The following is a 19,325-nucleotide window of genomic DNA, read 5'->3' on the forward strand; positions in this document are numbered from 1 at the left end:
CCGTCCTTTCCACTAAAGCTTTGTCGCGTGGCCCTTGATGAGGTTAAGGAGATTACGGTTTTAGGATGAGCACGGAGGATGTGTTATTGAGCCATTCGCTGTGGGATTCCATGAGCTTTTTCCAGGTTTCCAGGCTGAGGATGACCAGTTCTTGCTGGGCCAGGAAGGATTTGTCGATGGTTTTGTCTTGCAGAAGGCGGATGTGTTGAGGCGCGTTTTGCTCGATGGCGCGGATGGATTCGCGGATCTCGGCGTCGTTCTTTACCACGTCGTTCAGATCAAGGATGGTGATCTGGGCTTCGGCGTTGTTGATGAGGCGTTGGGCATAGCCGATGAGAAATTTGTCGCGGGGCTCCACCAGGGGAATGAACACGCGGTCGATTTTCTCCAGTTGTTTGTCGATGAGGATGCCCACCGGCACATGGCTTCGGCTTAGGATGGAGCGGGTGCGTTCATCGAACGAAGAACTGTCGAACAATTTTTCTTTGCCCGTCACGGTGCCCAGGAGACGGTTGGGGTTGATGATGCGGGTGGTGAAACCCAGCACTTTTCCCAGCAAGCTGCCTTCAAAAATGGATTGGCCCACCCCCACCAACAACAGGTCGTAGTCGCCGCGGTTGGCCACTTCCGCGATCTCTGCGTCAATGTCGTTGGTGGGTTTAAACAAGGTGGTTATTTTTTGTTGGAGCCGGTGCGATTCTTCCACTACAGGCGAGAAGCTCTCCTTCTCATACTCTTCGACATTGTACTGATTCAATTCATTGCTCGGCGACAAGTGCATGGCCGTGATAGCCGCGTTGCCGTTGAGTTTGCGTGTGAGGCTGTTGGCGAGGCGCAGCAGGGACCGTCCCCGCTCGGGGTTGCCAAACGAAACCAGGATCTTGAACTTGCTGATCTGGCTCACCTCGGCATCCACTACCGCGGTCTTCGATTTGAAGAGGAAGTTGATGATGTCCAATGCGGGCCCCGTCATGCCGGTGGTGACCAGCGCCATGATCACCATCATGGCAAACACCTGGGGTGTGAGCACGCCGAGGTCGTAGCCGATGTTGAGCACGATCAGCTCCATCAGTCCGCGGGTGTTCATGAGGGCGCCAATGGCCAGACTGTCTTTCCAGCTTTGTCCAACGAACTTCGCGGCCAGCGCACTGCCCAGGAATTTTCCCGTAACGGCCACCAGGATGATCACGCCGGTGATCATCCACAGATGGGGATCGTTCAACAACCCGATCTGTGTTCGCAATCCTGTAAATACAAAGAACAAGGGAAGCAGCAGCACCACGGCCACATCGTCCACTTTTTCGATGAAGATGTTTCGGAATTTCATGTTCTCGGGCATCACCGCGCCAGCCATAAACGCTCCGAACAGGGCGTGGATACCGATCACCTCCGTGGCGTAAGAAGAAATCACCAGGATGAGAAAGAAAATAGCCACCACCGGTTTGCTCAGGTTTTCGCGAGAAGCATGCAGGTCGCCCACCCGTTTCAGGAACGGGCGGATCACGTTCAACATCACCACTACATAGCCGATGGACAGCCCCATGATATACAGGGCGCTTACAAACGATCCGGCTTTCACAATGGCAATGACGGCCGCCAGAATGCACCAGGCCGTAATGTCATCGGCTGCCGCACAGGTGATGACGACGGTGCCCAGGCGTGTTTTCTGGATGCCCCGCTCCTGCACAATGCGCGCCAACACCGGAAAGGCGGTAACGCTCATCGATATGCCGATAAATAAAGCGAAGGAAGAAAACTGTATGCCCTCGGGCGCAAATGATGCGTAGATAAAATAGGCCAGCCCCATGCCGAGCGCAAACGGGATGATGATGCTGGCATGGCTCACCACCACCGCTTCGTGCGCTTTGTTGCGCAGCACCTTCAGGTCAAGCTCCATCCCCACCACAAACATGAACAGGATCAACCCGATCTGACTCAGGAACTGGATGTTGCCCATCGATTCCTTCGGGAACAAGGCCGCCGAGAATTCGGGAAAGTACATGCCGAGCAATGACGGGCCCAACACAATGCCCGCGATGATCTCGCCCACGACCGACGGCTGCCGCAGTTTTTTGCAGATCCATCCAAAGAGACGGGCAAACAGAATAATGGTCACGATCTGCCCCAGCAACACCGCCAAAGGATGGTGCAGACTGTGGCTGAACCCGGTGACAAAATCAGACCAGGGGTTGGTTTCCGCGGCGCGCACCACGATATTTCTCCCCGCCTCTTGCTTCTCTCCCACCAACACAATCCAGTACATCAACCCCGAAAAAATGCCGATGACGCCGATATAAAAAAATATATTTCTAAACTTCTTCATGCTTGCTTTGTTATGCGTCCGGTAGAACCGCCGTGGTGCGACGCATTTACCGGTGCAAATATGAAAAAGCGGGAGAAAGAATGAAGGCCGCTGGTCACAGAATGTAATGAAACCGGAAAAAAATGTAACGAAATGCCGTGCCCTTCGAGGGACTTACAATTTTACCTTTTTCAGGAAGTCAGTGCGATAGATCTCGTTCAGCGTAAGCACAATGGATTTGCCCGCCGCGTCGGAAAATGCTGTGGTGATCTGATCGTGCGAAAAATGCTGAACGCTCTTCAAAGCAATCATTTGCTTTTTGTTAATACGACAAAAATCCGCTGCCGGCAACAGGCCCTCCAGCTTTTCGAAGGAAATATTTTTCAGCGTAAGCGTATGACCGTCGGTGAGTTGAACAAATTTGTCGCGGCTGTCGGTCTCGGAAGCACTGACGTAGCCGATGGTATCAAAAAATAAAAGGGTTTTCCCCTTGTCGGTATTGAGTTGCACAAAATTCCTGGACGACTCGCTCTTGTTGATGCGCTGTCCCACTTTTTGTACGGCTTGTTGCAGGCGCTCTTTCGTGATGGGTTTGCGCACATAGTCCACGGCGTCGAGGTCAAAGGCGTCGGCGGCAAATTCGGTGTAGGCGGTGGTAAAGATCACGGGCTTGCCCTTCAGCAAAGCGGCGATCTGCAGGCCATTGGTGCCGGGCATTTCGATGTCGAGAATGCAGAGATCGAAGGCCAGCGTGGGCAATTCTTTCAGGAATATTTCGGGGTTGTTGTAGGCCCGCACCACTTCCAGTTCCGGCAGTTGTTCGCAGAGCAACTTCAGGTAGGTCAGCCCGGGGAGCTCGTCATCGAGCAGCAAGCATCTTAACTTTGTGTTCAAGCAGGTCTATCTTTAAATGGGCAATGTACGTATCGTTCTCCACAAACCGGTTCAGTTTAAAGTCGTCCTGGTAAATAATGCGCAGCCGCTGCGCCAGTGTCTCGGCGCCAATGCCGCCTTTCTCCTTGGACATACTGGGTTTGGAGGAGATCTTGTTGGACACGGTAAGAAAAAAAGTATTGTCCTTCAATTCAAACACCACGGAAATAAATGCATCGGCGCGCTGCAGGTCGGCGTGCTTGAAAGCATTTTCGATCAGGTCTACGGAAATGAGCGGGGCCAGCACGCGTTGGGTATACATGGGATCGCTCTCATCGATTTTTGTTTTCACCTTCAATTCGAACAACGGGCTCACCTTTATCTTGTTGATCTCGATCAGGTTCAAGGCAAATTCAATCTCTTCTTTCGGTGTCACATAGCGATGACGTGTTTCATACAACAAATAGTCCAGCACGTTCGACAGCTTGTGAAGGGAGAAATACGTTTGATAGGCGTGCGATTGTATGGAATTGAGAATGTTGCGCAGCAAGTGTGGGTTCAGCTTGGCCTCCAGCGTTTCGAGTTGCAGTCCGTTCACTTTGCGCTCCAGTACTTCGAACTGAGCCTGCGCCGCCTCTCGCCGCGCTTCGGCCCGCGCCAATTTGCGCCACAAATAGATCGCCACCGCGGCCAGCAGCAGCACCAGGGCTGAAAGGATATAAACAAAAGGGGACAAAGCTTTCGTGTTTAAGAAAGCGAAGGTACAAGGTTTTGCCTTCACCGCCTAGCAGTCCATGCCAGCGATGAGCTATCGGCGTGGTTGATGGTGCGCGGAAAGGTCAGGGCTAAAGCCCGGTTACGCATTGGGTTGATACCCCCGGCCTAAAGGCCGGGGTACTCGTTCAATTGATTTTCCGATCACTCAAATAAAGATGTGTCCTAACTTTAGGACACCAATCAGATTCTGCAATCTCGTTATAGCATCTGAATAACCCTGGCCTTTAGGCCAGGGACAAGGATAACCACTCACCAGGGCTTTAGCCCTGACCACGCTGAAGCCGGGCCAGGGCTACGGCTTGCGTAGGTTCAGCGCGGAGAGATCCACCTGGTAGATGTCGCTAAGTCCATTGCCCGCGCTGTGCAGACGTTTGTCCATCTCTGCGGCCGTCTCGGGTTTTGCTGTGGTGGCGGGATTTCTGTTGCGCGAGCTTGCAAAGAAAAAGTATTTACCATCGCGCGACACCTTCGGCGAGAACTCGGTCACCCCGGAGTTGAAAGGTTCGGGCAATCGTTCGGCCGGAGTCCACTTTCCGTTTTCGTTGTAGCTCACATAGAGGTCGGCGTTGTCGAGGTGATCGGGGCGGGCGGCGAGAAAGATCAGGATCTTTTCGTCGGCGAATATAAACGGTTCATATTCACTGCCGGACGTGTTGATGGCCTCGCCAAGATTTTCGGGTTGCTGATATTTGCCATCGACCAACACGCTGCGGTAAATGTCGGAGCCCCCAGACCCGCCGTCCCTCCGCGAACCGAAGTAGAGCGTGCCCTTGTCGGTTAAGGTTGGATAATATTCGCTTTTGTCGCTGTTGATGGGCGCTTCCATCCGGACCGGTTCACTCCAGCCTATCTTCGTGCGCAGCATTTTCCAGATGTCCATGTCGGCCTTGGCCGGGTCGCCGGCTTTGAGGGGGCGGTTGGAAATGAAATATAAAGTCTTGCCGTCTTTTGTGAAGAAAGGATCGGCATCCATATACTGCCCTGAGAATGGTGCGATCGATGGCACGGTCCAAGCCCCATTTTTATAGTACGAAACACAGATGGTCCACTTGCTGATATCCGGGCCGCTCTTGACAAAATACAGCGTATCGCCACCCGGCGAAAATGCTGGGTGAGATTCGTAGTCGCCGGTGCTCACGATGCCCTCACCAAAAATGCGCGGCTGCACCAGGGCTCCGGCGTGCGCATAGGATTTTGGCTGAGCTTGGATGGACGAATACACGAAGGCGACCGACAGGAATGTGAGGAGATAACGCATAATTTTCTATTTAAGGTCTGGCGTGATAGCCATGTCCAAGGTACGTCGTATTGATTTATTTCACTACTTCAGCGTGGTCAAAGCACTCACACCTTTTGCGGCAATTGTGCGACCGGGCTATTTATTTCAAATTCGATGGGCACATGCATAGCGGGTCGAAGGGAGGCAAGGAAGCACATCGTCAAGCACGAATCGATTCATGTCGTTACAACGGTCCCGGCCTCTAGCCCGGCCGGGGCTGCCGAACGCACCGTGGGAACACTCGATAGAGAGCGACTCGAACGTCCGGTATGGGTGGGAACTGAAGACTTCATGTCTTCTTCAAGAAGCCTTAACATTCGCAGCCATACGGTGCATTATCTTTGCACGCGTAAAACAAACATTGCTTATGCACGTGTTAGTGGTCGATGACTTGAAAGAAGATCGTTTTATCATCAAGAAACTGCTCAACCCCTACTACACCGTCACCACCCTCTCTTCCGCCACCGAAGCCGTGGCCTTCGCTCTGAGTCATTCGTTCGATGTTGCCGTAGTGAACGCCATGCTGCGCGAGGACCTGGACGGCATCCGCCTGCTGCGCGATCTTAAAAACATACGACAGAACAATTTCCTTGCCCTGGCCTGCACGTGTCACCCGGAGCCTTCGCGGAACAAGAAACTTCTTCAGGCGGGGTTTAAGGATATTCTGCTGAAACCTTTTGATGTAAATGCTTTTACGCTTTTGGTGAAGGAGGGACGGGCATGACCCCCGGCACTCCTGTAACTGAGCAGCTACCCGGTGGTGTTATGATTTCTTCTTCAATCGCACAACAGCAATACACCGGAACCCCAGCCAGGCCTCCGACTGCTCGTACAACTGCTTGTTGGAAATGTTCGACTCCCCGAGCGTATGCCGGTACGATCCGCCCTTGGCAACGCCTCGGGTGGCGGTCATCTCCGCGGCATTGCCGATCATATTGTACAGCCCCAGTGGGTTGGGCAGCAGGTCATAGATATACCCCAAATCAAAGGCGCTGTTCATCGGGCAGGCTATGGGTTTGTCCGTTAAATTGAAATAGTACTTCTCCCGCAGTTTGAATTCCATCTTGTGAATAACGCTCGAGGGCTGATAAGGAATATGATTATGCTCCAGGCATTCACACACGTCTTTTTTGCCAACGCGGAAAGAAAACTTTCGCTGAGTTGTGGGACGTACGAGGCCATACGGATACGTCATTTTATCCAGACCCGCGGCGGCGGCGAGTTCCCATTCTTCCTCTGTTGGCAGGCGAAAAGTGAGCTCCAAATCATAGGCCGTCAGGTCAGGAAAGCTTTTATGCAAGGTGTCTTCTTTTATCGCCAGCAAAATAGCTTTGCCTCTCCACGTACAATAGTTCATCGCCTGTTCGTATGACACGCCCACTACCGGGAAATACCGATAACCCGGGTAACGAAAATAGTGCTCAACATACTCGCTTACCGAGTCCGCTGGTGTGAATCCCCGCTCCCAGCACGTGCTGTCCGGTAACTGTGACAAATAGAAAGACTCACTGGAGTCTTTCGCTACATAGTGAAGATATTCCAGGTAATGAACATTCGCAATCTCCGTCTCATCAATGAACATGCTGTCGCGGAGGTATACCCCATTGGGAGGAGTGAATATTTCAGCTATTGTTTTGACCTTTTGCCGTTTGGATTGGGCAGAAGCTGACAGGCTTGCTGTGACAACCAATACAAGGCTAATTACTAACCTTCCTTCCATTTTTATTTTGATAACGTTGTCTCGAATAAAATTCCTTGTGGTCAATATACTCGCTACTTCCAATCAATAGTGATTTGGTTGAGTTTTTTATTTTGGGAATTTTAAAAACGTTGATTGGAATTTAAAATTGTGCTAGACAAAAAACAGCAGGGCTGCGGTTTCGCAGTGGCCTGCTGTTTTGTTTTAGGGCGCAGCGCATGCGGCCATTCTCTCGCGCGTGAGGCGGATGAGTGTACGTCTCTTATAGGTAAAAAGCCGCACGGCGCCTGCGCTTTTGGTTTTGATTCGGATGCGATTGGGGATGAACATGTCGGCGTACCAGGTTCTGATGGACTGAATGTCGCAGTAGGCAAACGCGAAATTGAAGAACGAGGTAGAAACCTTCCTGCTCGTAAAAATGAGCGAGTCTTCTGTGAGTGTTACCCGCCCATGCCGGTCTCTCATAACATGGAAATACCAGACCTTGTCATCACGTTGCGCTTTTTGACTGTAAATGATTCCCGGTCGCTCCTGAGCATTGCTGGGACCAAGACCAAGAAACAAAGTTACCACAAAGACACCCACGGCTTTTTGCAAAAGACATCGTCTTGTTTTCAATTTTAAATTCGTTTGGTTCAACATTCTATTCACTACTGAGCGTAAGGCTTGCATTCACCCGTCATGCAATCCTGGCGCCAACCACCGTCGCACTGAAGGGCAAAGTGACAATTGTGATTGAACTGAGCATCAGAGACGGCCGCGGTGGTTGTTACCGCTGCGCCGATAATCGCGCCTACAGGTCCTTCTGTTGCACCGATAGCAGCTCCAATGGTAGACGTAATGATAACTGACCTGATGACACGCCATACTCTATTAAAAAGGCCCTGCGTTCTTTCATTAGAGGCTTCCCTCATGCTTGATGTGATACCCTTTGCAATGCCATCGTAGTTACTCGCGATCGTTGTAAGGGCCATTACAAGTCTTCGTTTCTCCGAATCAGAAAGTTCAGGGTCTGAAATTATCTGGTCCTTAAATCTATTGAACGCACCTATCACACTGGCATTGGATTGCTCGTCGTCAAAAAGCCTGACAAGATTCTCCAAGTGGTGGTAAGAACGCGTTTCCGGTCCCATTTCGTTGCGTTCAAGCATTGCAGCGATGTCCCTCATTTCGATATCTTGTCCCCTTTCCTCCACTTGCAAACTATGGACAGATGAAAAAAGCGGGATGATCTTTGCATATTCACCGTCAAAATCTATTCCGTAAAGGGTTTTCATGAACGAGGAACATTTTGCGCAGAGTAGCCGTCCTTCATGAATTTATTGAGCGCGTCAGACACAAATTGGGACTGCAATATTTTCGACTCGATGTTAGGTCTCACATTTTGACCAGCCGTACAAGAAACAAGAAAAATTACCGAGAGGGCGACCATGCTATTAAATATCAATTTGATTTTCATAAAAGAGTGGGTGGGTTTGTAGAAAGAGTTTAAACCATGAAGGTCGAACTGGCCACCACTTGGGAGGGGATTTATCGCGGGTTGTCATGAGGACAATTTGAGCAGCGGTCTGCTCTCAAATTCTATCCAAAAAGCCGAAAAACATGCGATGGCATGCGATGAAGTTTTGTTGCATACATCGGTATGGCTATCGCTTTTGGAGTCTTTCAGGGTGAATCCATACATCTGCCTGATACGCTTGATAGCATCCTGGACACAATTATAGTTTAGAAAAGCCGCACATATTACATGGACCCGTATTGAGGTGTCATTGCTGGCAACCGTGCAGCACGCCGCTAACAATTCTCAACAAAGCGCTGTAGCCGGCCAAACGAAAAATTGTGTCTTTAAGTCATCTTGCGGATTACAGCTCAAATTGCATTATCAAATGTCATCCATTTTAAAAATAGCACTAGCCGGCATTGTCTTGGCCGCGCTCGGCACGGCAGTCTTCCTTTCCTTACGCGAAGGTGATACGGTTGATACTACTTTTGTGAGCCCGTTGCAAACCAAAGTGGTTCCTCACAGCGGGTATGTGATTGACCTCCCGTCGAATTATTCTTTGAAAGAAAATACAGGCCCGGACTTTTCCGTGTTTTACTTTAAACCCATCGACACAACCTCAATACCAAATTTTTATGGTGGATTTTATTTAGGCAATTATCCATCCCGTTTCAGCGTTGCAAATAATTCCTGCTCACATGCACCCCTGCAAGCGCCGCTATTCAACGCGCTGGAGGAATGGACCCTGTTCGACTGCATGAATGGTTTTTCCAGCCAAGCAATCGGCGCCACAAACACTAAAGATGGTTGGGATACCTACGTGCATGCATTTGGTCACGGTGCTGACGACGAGGCGCTGCACAAGTTAGTAACTATATTTGCGACCTTAAGAAAAAAGGAGAAATAGCAATGCGGTTGCTATTCCTACACATTTACAAAATAATAGTTCAACGAATATCATCCTTTCACAGCCGCAAATTTTTGAACTCCGTAGGAGTTCTCTATCATAACACCGGGTGCCAACCCGGTGTATGCGAACCCACGATCCACCTGCGCCACGCACCCACGAAAATAGAAGCACGCCACGTTCATGGCGCACACCGCACTGCGCTCGGATGCAGCGTACCTTTGCGCGCCAAACCATTCGAGGCTCGATCACACTTTCCTGTGGCGCTCTTGCTTTTTTCATCCCTTCCCCGGGTTAAAACCCGGGTTATGATGGGAAACTCCTACGGAGTTCGGGAAAGTGGAGGGAATGGCGTGCCGAAAAAAAAACAGCGCCTGGCGTTATTCCTTCACGGCCACAAAATATTTCTTTTCGCTATCGCACACATGACAGCGATAGCTTTCGGGCAATTCGCTAAACGCTGTCCCTGCTGGAACATGCGCGATCTCGTCGCCGTATTTTTGGTCGTAGACGGTCAGGCAGTTGCTGCATTGATAGATGGAGTCGGGATGGCCATTTACCGCTGGAGTGTCGGGTGACTTGGCCGGTTCTTTTTCGGGGTTGAGTTGGCGGAAATAGAGTTTACTCAACTCGATAAGCAAGGCGGGGATCAACTCTTTGGATACACGACGGGCATAGGGAATATAAGTGATCGTGTTGGGGTTAAAATCCTTGGCGTAAGAAATGTCATAATACTCGCCCGTGGTCGTGCCGCCGATCTGGCTCCGGGCAATGACCACTGACGTGAAATGAAAACTCTCGCGATTGGTCTTTATGGAAAAGGTGAGGCCATGCGTGCTGATGTCCTGTTGATCCAGCTCGCGCACCAGAAAGCGCTTCAACTCGAGGGCTTCGGCGTCGATCACGGGCAAGTGCCAGTTGAGCTCCAGCGAGGAGTGGCGTTCGTTGATCCCAAACTTGCCCATCACCTTCTGCCACCGCAGGCGGTCGCTGGCTTTGATGCCCTTCACGACAAACGCCTTCCAGGGAATGATGTTGATCTTGCTGATGTTGGTTTCCTGACACAGCCGGCAGGCCGCGCTCATGAATTCGATGTCGTATTGGTTGTTGCGCCAATATAAGCCCAGCCAATATTGGTTGTTGAGCATGGCGTTCAGACCTTCATAATAGGGAAACGCCGTGTCGGTGAAGGCCAGCTTTTCGGTGATGGGGTGATAGTTGATCCGTACGTAATTATTTTTTAGCACGAGATACAATTCCTCGGTCGTAAACGGCAGGAATTCCTGGAAGATCTTTTCGAGCTCTCGTGCGATCTTGGGAATGTCCTGCCCAAAGATGAGCTTGGGCCAGCATTCCAGCAGGTTGCCCTTGCGGGGGTCGCGGATGTAGAGGTACCAGTAGTTTTCCTCGCGCGACGCGATAAAATTCAACTCGCCCGAAAACAACGGCACCAGGCTTTGCAGGGGGTCGACAATATTGATCTTGAGACGCGGTGTGAATTCGAAGGCATCGATCAACACGTTGTAGGTATCCTCCTTCACCCACGGCGTGGTGTCCACCACGTTCACGGCCACGTAGGAGCTGACGATGTTCTGGTGGACCGATTGATCGCCCGAAAGTTCGTGTTCAATTTTGATGGCGTTGAACACCGCATCCACCTGCGCCTCGCCGGCCTGGTTGCGGGGGAACATGATGTCTTGCCGCGAGCCAAAGAGCACATATTTGTTGCCCAGGCTTTTAGACAGCTCCATGATCTTCAGCAACGCCGCCGGCGAAAGAAAGCCACCTTTTACAAATACCCGGATGAGATCGCGTTTTTCGTCGCCTTGCATACCTTCAGTTTCCCGCTTTGATACTAAAAGAATTATTTGTCAATTCCATGGGTCACGCACTAACTTTTGCCGTTTTCAGCATCTGTGCGATCTCGGGTTTGCAACTGCCGCATCCTAAACCAGCGCCCGACTGCTTGCAAAGGTCGCCCAGGCTTGTGCAGCCGCCGCGAATCAACGCCTCTAAATTGCCGGCACCCACCTGGTTGCACGAACACACGAGCTTGCCCAACACCGGCTCGGCCGCCTTGCCCGACCGCAGCAGCTGCATGCGGCGCTCCGAAAGCTCCGTGCCGTTCTCGATCAGCGACTTGAACTCGGCAAACTCGCTTTTGTCGCCGATCAGGATGGCGCCGACCAGCCGGTCGTCTTTGATGATACATTTTTTATAATAGCGCATCGACATGTCGATGAACAGGATCTCGTCGTAGTCCTTTTCGTTGGCGGGGATATCGGAGAGGCCGATCGAGCAAAGGTCCAGACCCGACAGCTTCAGGATGTTCATGGGCACCGCGCCATCGTATTGACTTTGGGCGTCACCATAGAGAAAACGCGCCAGCACGTCGGCTTGTTTTTCGGCAGCCGACGTAATGCCAAGCGTCTTGCCACGATGTTCGGCAATTTCACCGATGGCAAAGATGTCGGGGTCGCTGGTTTGCAGATAATCGTTCACGATAATGCCCCTCCCCGACTCAATGCCGGCCTCCAGCGCAAACTCGATATTCGGGCGCGTGCCCACGGCATACACAATGGCATTCACCTGGATCTCCTTGCCGCTGCGCAACTGTGGTACCAGCATCTCGGTCGCTTCATCAAATAAGACAGATTGCACCTGGTCGTTCATGTACACCACAATGCCGCTCTCTTCGATAAACTCCAGGAGCAACTCCCCGGCTACCTGGTCCACCTGGCGTTCCATGAGACGGCTGCTCATTTGCAAAATGGAAACCGAGATGTCTATTTCACGCAGGGAAACGGCAAGCTCCAAGCCCAACAATCCACCGCCCACAATGAGCACATGGCCTTTTGGTTTCAGGTGCGCTTTCAGTCGGTCAGCATCCGGCCGGGTGCGCATGGTGAACACGCCGGGGAGCTTCACCGGGGCATCGTTGGGAACGTGTGCCCGCGTGCCGGTGGCCAGGATGAGTTTGTCGTAGGCATGGCGTTCGCCAAATCTATCGACGGCAATTTTTTCTTTCCGGTTGATCGCCACAATTTCATTCTCCAACTGCAACCGCACATTCAGCGCTTCAAACTCGCCGTCCTGAAATTTCTGCAGGCGTTCCCAGGGCAGGTGTTCGTTCACATATTCCGGCAACAACACGCGGTTGTAGAATGGATATTTTTCTTTCGAGATCACGGTGATCTCGTCCTCCACGTTAAGGGAGCGATAGGTACAGATAAAACGATAGGCTGCAGCGCCCGCACCCACGACAAGGATTTTCTCCGCCGGTCTACGGTAGGCATATACTTCGACGACCGAAAATTTAAAATCGGGTTCCTTCGAGATCGGGTCCACGCGCGAGCTGGTCACATTGTTTACGCGGGCCAGGTCGCTGGTCATGCTCTTGCCCCAATGCATGGGCATAAAGACCACGCCCGGTTTAATTTCTTCCGTGATCTTTGCACACACACGCGCCTCTCCATGTTCATTCTTGATCACCACCGGATCGCCTTCACGGATGTTCCGGGCGGCGGCATCAAAGGGATGGATCTCCAGGAAAGGCTTGTCGATGTGTTGACGCAGGCGGTTCACCTTTCCCGTCTTCGTCATGGTGTGCCATTGATCGCGGATGCGGCCCGAAGTAAGGATGAGCGGATGCGTCGCGGTCGGCGGGTCCGACAAATTTTCGGGTGCGTCGAGCGTAAAGAATTTTGCTTTTTTTGATGGGGTATAAAAGCGATGGTCTGTAAAAAGACGGGGCGTGCCACCATGCGTTTCATCGGGCACCGGCCATTGCAGGGTGCCTTCGGTCTGCAGCCGTTCATAGGACAGCCCACTGATGTCGATGTTCGTTCCTTGGGTCAGCCTGGCGTGCTCGGCAAATATTTCCGCGGACGATGCAAAATCGAAACCGTGAAATCCCATGGCCTTGGCAAACGTGCAAAGGATCTCGCTGTCGGGACGGGCCTCGCCGGGGGGATCCACAATTTTACGCAGGTGACTGATGCGGCGTTCGGAGTTGGTCATCGTTCCCTCTTTTTCAAAATGGCCTGCCGCGGGAAGTACGAGGTCGGCGTAAGCTACCGTGTCCGAAAGCCTGGAGATGTCCTGTACCACGACGAAGCGCGCGTTCTTCAACGCCGCCTCGGCGCGTTTGAGGTCGGGCAAACTCACCAGCGGGTTAGTGCAGATGATCCACACCGCTTTCAGGTCGCCGCGTTCCAGGGCTTCGATCATTTGGGTGGCCGTGTAGCCAGGCTTGTCCGAGATGGAGTCTACACCCCAGAACTCGGCCACTTCTTTTCGATGTTGTGGATTGGCAATCGTGCGGTGTGCCGCCAACATCGTGGCGAGACCGCCCACTTCGCGTCCACCCATGGCGTTGGGCTGGCCGGTGAGGGAAAACGGTCCCGAGCCGGGTTTGCCGATGTGGCCGGTGATGAGGTTTAGGCTGATCAGTGAGAAATTCTTTTTTACGCCGATCACACTTTGGTTCAGCCCCATCGCCCACAGCGTCAGAAATCCTTTTGAGGCCGCAATGTAGGAAGCCGCCAGCCGGATGTCGCTTTCTTTGACGTCGCAGTGGCGCGCGGCTTCGGCCACGGTGTATTGGAAAACCGAGGCGCGATATTCTTCGAAGCCTTCGGTGTGTTGGTTGATGAAATCATAGTCCACATCGCCGTTCTCGATGAGCACGCGGGCGATGGCGTTGTAGAGATAAATGTCGGTCCCGGGAAGGAGTTGCAAGTGCAAGTCGGCGTTGGCGCAGGTTTGGGTCTTGCGCGGGTCCACGATGATCAGCTTCACATCGGGGTTGGCTTGCTTGTGGGCCTCGATGCGTCGGAACAGGATGGGGTGGCACCACGCCGGGTTGGCGCCGGCGATGAGAAAACAATCGGCCAGTTCTACGTCGGCGTAGGAAACGGGCACGGCGTCTTCGCCCAGCATGTTGGTGTAGCCCGCCACGGCACTGCTCATGCACAGGCGCGAGTTGGTGTCGATGTTGTTGGTGCCGAGAAATCCTTTTACGAGTTTGTTGGCGACATAATACTCCTCGGTGAGGCACTGTCCAGAAACATAAAAGCCTACGGAGTTGGGTCCGTAGGTTTTGATGAGGGAAGAGAACACGGCAGCGGCGCGTTGCATGGCCGTGTCCCACGAGACGCGCTCCATGGGATGGTGGCGACTTTTGCGCATCTCCGGATACAGCAGGCGGTCGCGCTTGTCGTGCATGGCGTGGTGCAGGTTCATGCCTTTGGAGCAGAGCATGCCGCGGTTCACGGGGTGGTCTTTGTCGCCTTCCAGGGACAGGTTGTCGCGCCGCCCTTTTTTCACCACGATGCCGCAGCCTACGCCGCAGTAGGAGCATGTTGTCTTGTAGGTGTTCTTCGTGTCGTGCATGTGCGGTCGGGGCTAAAGCCCTTTCGAGTGTTGGTGTTATACCCCGGGCTAAAGCCCGGGGTTATTGAGTTTATACTTCAGTAAAATTTCCGCATCGGTCTCAGGCGTTAACTTTTTCCATAGCAGGTTGCAATTCCGGCTGGCGTACTTCCAGGGTCTTGGGAAGACTCAACAGGAAGGCGACCACCGACACGCCCACCACCACCACACCGATGATGAACAGGCTTTCGCGATACGAGAGCGTTTCCGACTTGAAAAGAAATCCCGCCAACACGGCGCCCACATTTCCACCGGCCCCCACGATGCCCGACACCATGCCGATAGCCCGTTGATTTATAAAGGGTACCACAGAATAGGTTGCTCCATTAGACATCTTCAGGAACAATGCAAAACCAAGCATCACCGCAATGGCCAAAGGCAATACATCAATGGCAGAGAATAACATCAGCCCTAGCCCCTCCATAAGGAGGAATGCGCTGAGGATCACGATGCGGCCTTTCAATCCAAACTTGCGACCGGCCTTGTCGCCAAAGATGCCGCCAAGCGCGCGGGCAAAAATGTTCATCATACCGAACAAGCCGGCGATGATGCCCGCTTCTTTCAATCCCAAATGAAAATTGTCAACAAAATAAAGGGTAGCAATATTGTCGATGGTGATCTCGATGCCGAAACATGCACCATAGGCCAGGAACAAAGCCCACACGCGATAGTCCTTGCAAACCGTCAGCAAGCTCTCGCCCGACTTGGCCTTGGCCTTGTAGTTTGGATCGGCCTTCCTCAAGTCGCTTAGATTTCCGGCGGGTGTATCTTGTGTACAGAAATAATAAACAAAGCCCATGATGAACAACGCCACACCCGGCACCACCATGGCATAGCGCCACGCGGAAGGTTCGAGATAGCCCATGCCCACGAAAGCGCCAAAGATCAGCGGCATCACGATGAGTGTCACACCGCCACCCATGTTTCCCCAACCGGCGGCGGTGGCATTGGCCGTGCCCACCACGTTGGGTGCGAACATCACCGACGTGTGATATTGGGTGATCACGAACGAAGCGCCGATCACACCAATGGCAAGCCGGAACAACAGGAACGATTCATAGCTGTTGCTCAATCCGATGAACATCACCGGCAGCGAACCGGCCAACAGCAAAATGGTATATGAAATGCGTGGCCCGATCTTGTCGCAAAGCCATCCGAACAACAACCGCGCAAAAATGGTGATGGACACCGAGGCGATGATGATGTTGCCGATCTGTGCTTTCGACAGGCCCAGGTCTTCGCGCACCACCGGCATGAGCGGCGCAATGCCAAACCAGCCAAAGAAACAAACAAAGAAGGTGATCCACGTAAGGTGGAAAGTGCGCATCGACACACTTTTGAAGTCCAACAGGTTGATGGAAGTGGAGGGCTGGGTTACTTGCATTCTATTACGTATTTGTTGCGTAATAAAAGTAAGTAAATTAGGTATAAGATTTACGTAATAATACGTAATTATTTACTTAAACGAGTGCACTGAACCGGAAATCGTTTGCATAAACTACGTAATTAAAGGAGATTTTCTTTAACGGTCTTATTCACCATATCCACGGCGTTGTTCACGTCCAGTTTTTTCATGATGTTGAACCGGTGGGTCTCCACGGTGCGCACGCTTTTGCCCAAAGAATCGGCGATGTCCTTGTTGTGTTTTCCATCCACGACCATGCGCAAGATCTCTTTTTCCCGTTTGGTCAGGTGGTAGCGATCGTCCTTCGCTGCCGTCGCTGTTCCAGCCGTTGGTTTGGCGTGGAGCAGACGGTTGGCCAATACGTTTGACACGGCGCCGCTAAAATATTTGTGACCGCCATGGATCTGTTTCAGCGCTTTGATGAATTCGTTTTTGTCGGTGTCCTTCAGCAGGTAGCCATAGGCACCGGCATCCAGGGCCTGCAACACATATTCTTCCGAATCGTGCATGGAAAGGATCACCGCTTTCGTGTCGGGAGCATATTGCTTTAATTTTTCGGCTGCTTCCAGTCCCGTCATGTTGGGCATGCGGATGTCGAGCACGAGGATGTCGGGCCGCAGCGCCTTGGCCGATTCCAGGGCCTCGTTGCCATCGCCGGCCTCGCCTACTACATTAATAGACGACTCCGATTCCAGCATAGCCTTGATGCCGTTCCGCACCAGGACATGGTCGTCGGCAAGCACAATGTTTATTTTATTCATGGACATGGTTGTTCTTTCCCGTTTAAAATTTATTCTTCCTGCAACACGGCGTTCTGCACCGGCACGGTCAACGCCACCGTCGTGCCCTGGCCCGGGGCCGATTGGATGTCGAGTTTTCCGTTGATGTATTCGGTGCGCTCATACATATTGAAAAAGCCTCTCCCCGACTCGATGTTCATGCTGCGCGCTTCCACGATGCGCGCGTCAAATCCTTTGCCTTCATCTTTCACCACGATCAACAGTTGCTGGTCGTTGTGCTGCAACACCACTTCGATGGTGTCGGCGCCGGAGTATTTAATAGCGTTGTTGATGGCCTCCTGGATGATGCGGAAGATGTTGTTCTCCACCTTCTGGGGCAATCGCTCCATTTCACCCGTGGTTTTATAGACCAGCTTGATGTCGGTGAGCTTGGCGATCTCGTGGATAAAAACTTTCAGCGCCGCCTGCAAGCCATAGTCGCCCAGGACGGTCGGCTTGAGGTTGAAGGTGACGCGGCGCACTTCCTTGATCACGTCCTTGATGAGGTGGTCGGCGTCGGCGATCTTCTGGCTGGCGGTCTTGCCTTCCTTTACATCGATGGATTCGATTTGATATTTGAGTGAGGTGAGCATCTGCCCGATGCCGTCGTGGATGTCCATCGCGATGCGTTTGCGTTCTTCCTCCTGTCCTTCGAGGATCAACACGGACCGGAACTTTTGCTGGTTGATGGTCTTCTCGATCTCGGCGCGGTTCTTCCGGTTCATGCGTTGCTCGGCCAGCTTGCGGTCGGTCATGTCGCTGCCCAGCACCATCAGTTCCTCTACATTTCCCTGCGCGCCCAACACGGGTTGAATGACCAGGGCCACCCAACATTCCCGCGTCGCGCCCTGGAAGCGCAATTCTCCATGCCACGCGCTTCCCTCCGAGACCAGGTCCACCACTTCGTCCATCCAATCGTCGGCCAGTGCCATGCCCTGGAAGAGGTCGCTGAGACGGCGCGCATGATCGACGGCGTGTTGCCCTAACAAAAGGGTGAATGCCTCCGAAACAAAGGTCACATTCCCCCCATGATCGGCCTTGGCATAGAGCCGCGGGTTCTCCACGGGTTCGTGGATCGTAGAAAGTTGTTCGTAGGATTTTTCCAGGGAGGCATATAACGCGCCCACTTCCGTGAGCAGCTTGCGCGAATTCTTTTCGGAGGCCCTCAACTTGTTCACCGTGCGACTCACCTGCCGCGCCGTGGGCCGGAAGATGAACAACACCTCGAGCGTGATCACAAACAGTGACACGAACAAGAGCAGGTATTCCATGCGCCGCAGCGCGTCGATCTTTTGGCCGGCTTCCCGCGCATATTGCCGCACCAACACATCCATGCCGGAAAGAAACCGGCCTTCCTGATTTAGGATGATCTGGATGTCGCTGTCGAGGGCAGCCAGGTTTGTCAGCGGGTGGGTCGCCAAAACGGCGCTGATGCGGACGGCGCTTTCGTAAAGTTTTGTGAAGGGATCGCGGATCTCTTCGAACAAGCCGGTTACGGTCGGGCTATTGTTGCCGGGGAGGTGGAGACTGTCGTTGCCTTCCTGGAGGCCTTCCTGGGAGATCTTCCACAGGTGCGCAGCTTCCTGCAGGTTGATGCGAAGCGTGTTTCGTTCTTTTTCGGTTTGATCCGCTTTTAACAGCAACACCGTTTTGGTGATCTTCTGGCTCAGCATGCGTTGCTTCCCCGCCACGTTCACTACCTGCGAGTCGCTGAACTGGTCGCGCAAATGCTGCTGGATCAGCACCTGGCCTACAATCGAAATAATGGCAATAGCACTCAACGCCAGGATGTACCACGTACCCAGGCGGCTGAATTTTATCCTCGAATTGGCCCCAGACTGAAGATTTAAGTGCATATACGTAGCAATTTACGCAAAATCTCGTCCCTATTTACTTAGCTGTACATACTTAAAAAAAGTGCCGCCCTGTCCTGAGGCGGCACTACCCCTAACGGATATTATCCTAAACCTGACACCTAACGATACTTATCGGGCGAATCCTATGTAAACAAAACCATCCTCCACCTTCACGGGAAAGACGGCGAGTTTTTCTTCTGTGGCATTGATGCATTCGCCGTTGCGCAGCGAAAATGTTTTCTTGTGAAAAGGGCACGCCACCTTGGGCTCCTCCCCTGCCGAACCGATCATGCCCCGCGACAACACCATCTGCATCTTATGCGGGCAGAGGTTCTGACAGGCATACCATTCGTTGCGTCGGGAGAAATTGAAGACGGCGATTTGCTGGTCCTTGTATTTCACACAGGCCCCTCCATTCTCCGGGAAGTCGATCGTGCGGGCGGCTTTGTACCATACTTTGATGTCGCTTTCGGTGGTGGCCAGCGAGCGGATGTCGTTCAGTAATTCCATGCGT

At 52.6% G+C, this 19,325-nt stretch carries 15 protein-coding genes; 3 read left to right on the forward strand and 12 right to left on the reverse strand.

From position 1 onward, the window contains the following. Positions 1–52 precede the first annotated feature (52 nt). From BUB30_RS05965 to BUB30_RS05980, 4 genes are all read right to left on the reverse strand, one after another. On the reverse strand, positions 53–2,323 hold the full coding sequence (locus BUB30_RS05965; protein WP_073131927.1) for a cation:proton antiporter domain-containing protein: 2,271 nt from the start codon (positions 2,321–2,323) through the stop codon (positions 53–55). Positions 2,324–2,476: 153 nt separating this feature from the next. Next, complete coding sequence (locus tag BUB30_RS05970; RefSeq protein ID WP_073131928.1) at positions 2,477–3,196, reverse strand: LytR/AlgR family response regulator transcription factor; 720 nt, start codon at positions 3,194–3,196, stop codon at positions 2,477–2,479. Continuing rightward, the gene (locus BUB30_RS05975; RefSeq protein ID WP_073131930.1) at positions 3,162–3,911 is read right to left on the reverse strand and encodes a sensor histidine kinase; all 750 of its coding nucleotides are present in this window, start codon (positions 3,909–3,911) and stop codon (positions 3,162–3,164) included. The genes BUB30_RS05970 and BUB30_RS05975 overlap by 35 nt, the downstream gene beginning before the upstream one ends. Positions 3,912–4,244: 333 nt before the next feature. Continuing rightward, the gene (locus BUB30_RS05980) at positions 4,245–5,210 is read right to left on the reverse strand and encodes a TolB-like translocation protein (RefSeq protein WP_073131931.1); all 966 of its coding nucleotides are present in this window, start codon (positions 5,208–5,210) and stop codon (positions 4,245–4,247) included. A 388-nt stretch (positions 5,211–5,598) separates the two neighbouring features. Here BUB30_RS05980 and BUB30_RS05985 point away from each other — a divergent pair, with 388 nt between their 5' ends. Then, complete coding sequence (locus tag BUB30_RS05985; RefSeq protein WP_073131933.1) at positions 5,599–5,955, forward strand: response regulator; 357 nt, start codon at positions 5,599–5,601, stop codon at positions 5,953–5,955. A gap of 39 nt (positions 5,956–5,994) precedes the next feature. Here BUB30_RS05985 and BUB30_RS05990 read toward each other — a convergent pair whose 3' ends face one another. After that, positions 5,995–6,813, reverse strand: a complete 819-nt coding sequence (locus BUB30_RS05990) for an SUMF1/EgtB/PvdO family nonheme iron enzyme (protein WP_073131935.1) — start codon at positions 6,811–6,813, stop codon at positions 5,995–5,997. Positions 6,814–7,065: 252 nt separating this feature from the next. Between BUB30_RS05990 and BUB30_RS34790 the strand changes: the two genes are divergently transcribed. Next, positions 7,066–7,554, forward strand: a complete 489-nt coding sequence (locus BUB30_RS34790; RefSeq protein WP_143164782.1) for a hypothetical protein — start codon at positions 7,066–7,068, stop codon at positions 7,552–7,554. Positions 7,555–7,580: 26 nt separating this feature from the next. On the opposite strand, the gene BUB30_RS06000 is transcribed toward BUB30_RS34790, so the two are convergent. Beyond that, positions 7,581–8,207 carry a hypothetical protein gene (locus tag BUB30_RS06000; RefSeq protein WP_073131938.1) on the reverse strand — a complete coding sequence of 209 codons (627 nt, stop codon included), beginning with the start codon at positions 8,205–8,207 and terminating at the stop codon, positions 7,581–7,583. A 609-nt stretch (positions 8,208–8,816) separates the two neighbouring features. Between BUB30_RS06000 and BUB30_RS06010 the strand changes: the two genes are divergently transcribed. Continuing rightward, positions 8,817–9,338 (forward strand): hypothetical protein, encoded by a 522-nt coding sequence (locus tag BUB30_RS06010; RefSeq protein WP_143164783.1) that lies wholly within the window; start codon positions 8,817–8,819, stop codon positions 9,336–9,338. Positions 9,339–9,718: 380 nt separating this feature from the next. On the opposite strand, the gene BUB30_RS06015 is transcribed toward BUB30_RS06010, so the two are convergent. The 6 genes from BUB30_RS06015 to nirD all read right to left on the reverse strand — a co-directional run bounded on the left by BUB30_RS06015 (position 9,719) and on the right by nirD (position 19,321). Continuing rightward, positions 9,719–11,170: a rubredoxin domain-containing protein gene (locus tag BUB30_RS06015; RefSeq protein WP_073131943.1), complete on the reverse strand. Its 1,452-nt coding sequence runs from the start codon at positions 11,168–11,170 to the stop codon at positions 9,719–9,721. A 52-nt stretch (positions 11,171–11,222) separates the two neighbouring features. Then, positions 11,223–14,732, reverse strand: coding sequence for a nitrate reductase (locus BUB30_RS06020; protein WP_073131944.1), 3,510 nt, complete (start codon positions 14,730–14,732; stop codon positions 11,223–11,225). A gap of 100 nt (positions 14,733–14,832) precedes the next feature. Next, positions 14,833–16,155, reverse strand: a complete 1,323-nt coding sequence (locus BUB30_RS06025; RefSeq protein WP_073131946.1) for an MFS transporter — start codon at positions 16,153–16,155, stop codon at positions 14,833–14,835. 122 nt (positions 16,156–16,277) lie between these two features. Further along, a complete protein-coding gene (locus BUB30_RS06030; RefSeq protein WP_073134837.1) occupies positions 16,278–16,937 on the reverse strand; it encodes a response regulator transcription factor in 660 nt (219 codons plus the stop codon). Between the two features lie 29 nt (positions 16,938–16,966). Further along, on the reverse strand, positions 16,967–18,811 hold the full coding sequence (locus BUB30_RS06035; protein ID WP_073131948.1) for a sensor histidine kinase: 1,845 nt from the start codon (positions 18,809–18,811) through the stop codon (positions 16,967–16,969). Positions 18,812–18,940: 129 nt separating this feature from the next. Then, positions 18,941–19,321, reverse strand: coding sequence for a nitrite reductase small subunit NirD (nirD, locus tag BUB30_RS06040; RefSeq protein WP_073131949.1), 381 nt, complete (start codon positions 19,319–19,321; stop codon positions 18,941–18,943). Positions 19,322–19,325: the final 4 nt, after the last annotated feature.

Origin of the sequence: Chryseolinea serpens (assembly GCF_900129725.1) — a bacterium.
Classification (GTDB): Bacteria; Bacteroidota; Bacteroidia; order Cytophagales; family Cyclobacteriaceae; genus Chryseolinea; species Chryseolinea serpens.

Bases quoted from the DNA above. Each gene is read 5' to 3' on its own strand.
- nirD (WP_073131949.1), bottom strand. From the start codon at position 19,321: ATGGAATTACTGAACGACATCCGCTCGCTGGCCACCACCGAAAGCGAC.
- BUB30_RS06030 (WP_073134837.1), bottom strand. From the start codon at position 16,937: ATGAATAAAATAAACATTGTGCTTGCCGACGACCATGTCCTGGTGCGG.
- BUB30_RS06010 (WP_143164783.1), top strand. From the start codon at position 8,817: ATGTCATCCATTTTAAAAATAGCACTAGCCGGCATTGTCTTGGCCGCG.
- BUB30_RS05990 (WP_073131935.1), bottom strand. From the start codon at position 6,813: ATGTTCATTGATGAGACGGAGATTGCGAATGTTCATTACCTGGAATAT.
- BUB30_RS06025 (WP_073131946.1), bottom strand. From the start codon at position 16,155: ATGCAAGTAACCCAGCCCTCCACTTCCATCAACCTGTTGGACTTCAAA.
- BUB30_RS06000 (WP_073131938.1), bottom strand. From the start codon at position 8,207: ATGAAAACCCTTTACGGAATAGATTTTGACGGTGAATATGCAAAGATC.
- BUB30_RS05985 (WP_073131933.1), top strand. From the start codon at position 5,599: ATGCACGTGTTAGTGGTCGATGACTTGAAAGAAGATCGTTTTATCATC.
- BUB30_RS06035 (WP_073131948.1), bottom strand. From the start codon at position 18,811: ATGCACTTAAATCTTCAGTCTGGGGCCAATTCGAGGATAAAATTCAGC.
- BUB30_RS06020 (WP_073131944.1), bottom strand. From the start codon at position 14,732: ATGCACGACACGAAGAACACCTACAAGACAACATGCTCCTACTGCGGC.
- BUB30_RS06015 (WP_073131943.1), bottom strand. From the start codon at position 11,170: ATGCAAGGCGACGAAAAACGCGATCTCATCCGGGTATTTGTAAAAGGT.
- BUB30_RS05965 (WP_073131927.1), bottom strand. From the start codon at position 2,323: ATGAAGAAGTTTAGAAATATATTTTTTTATATCGGCGTCATCGGCATT.
- BUB30_RS05980 (WP_073131931.1), bottom strand. From the start codon at position 5,210: ATGCGTTATCTCCTCACATTCCTGTCGGTCGCCTTCGTGTATTCGTCC.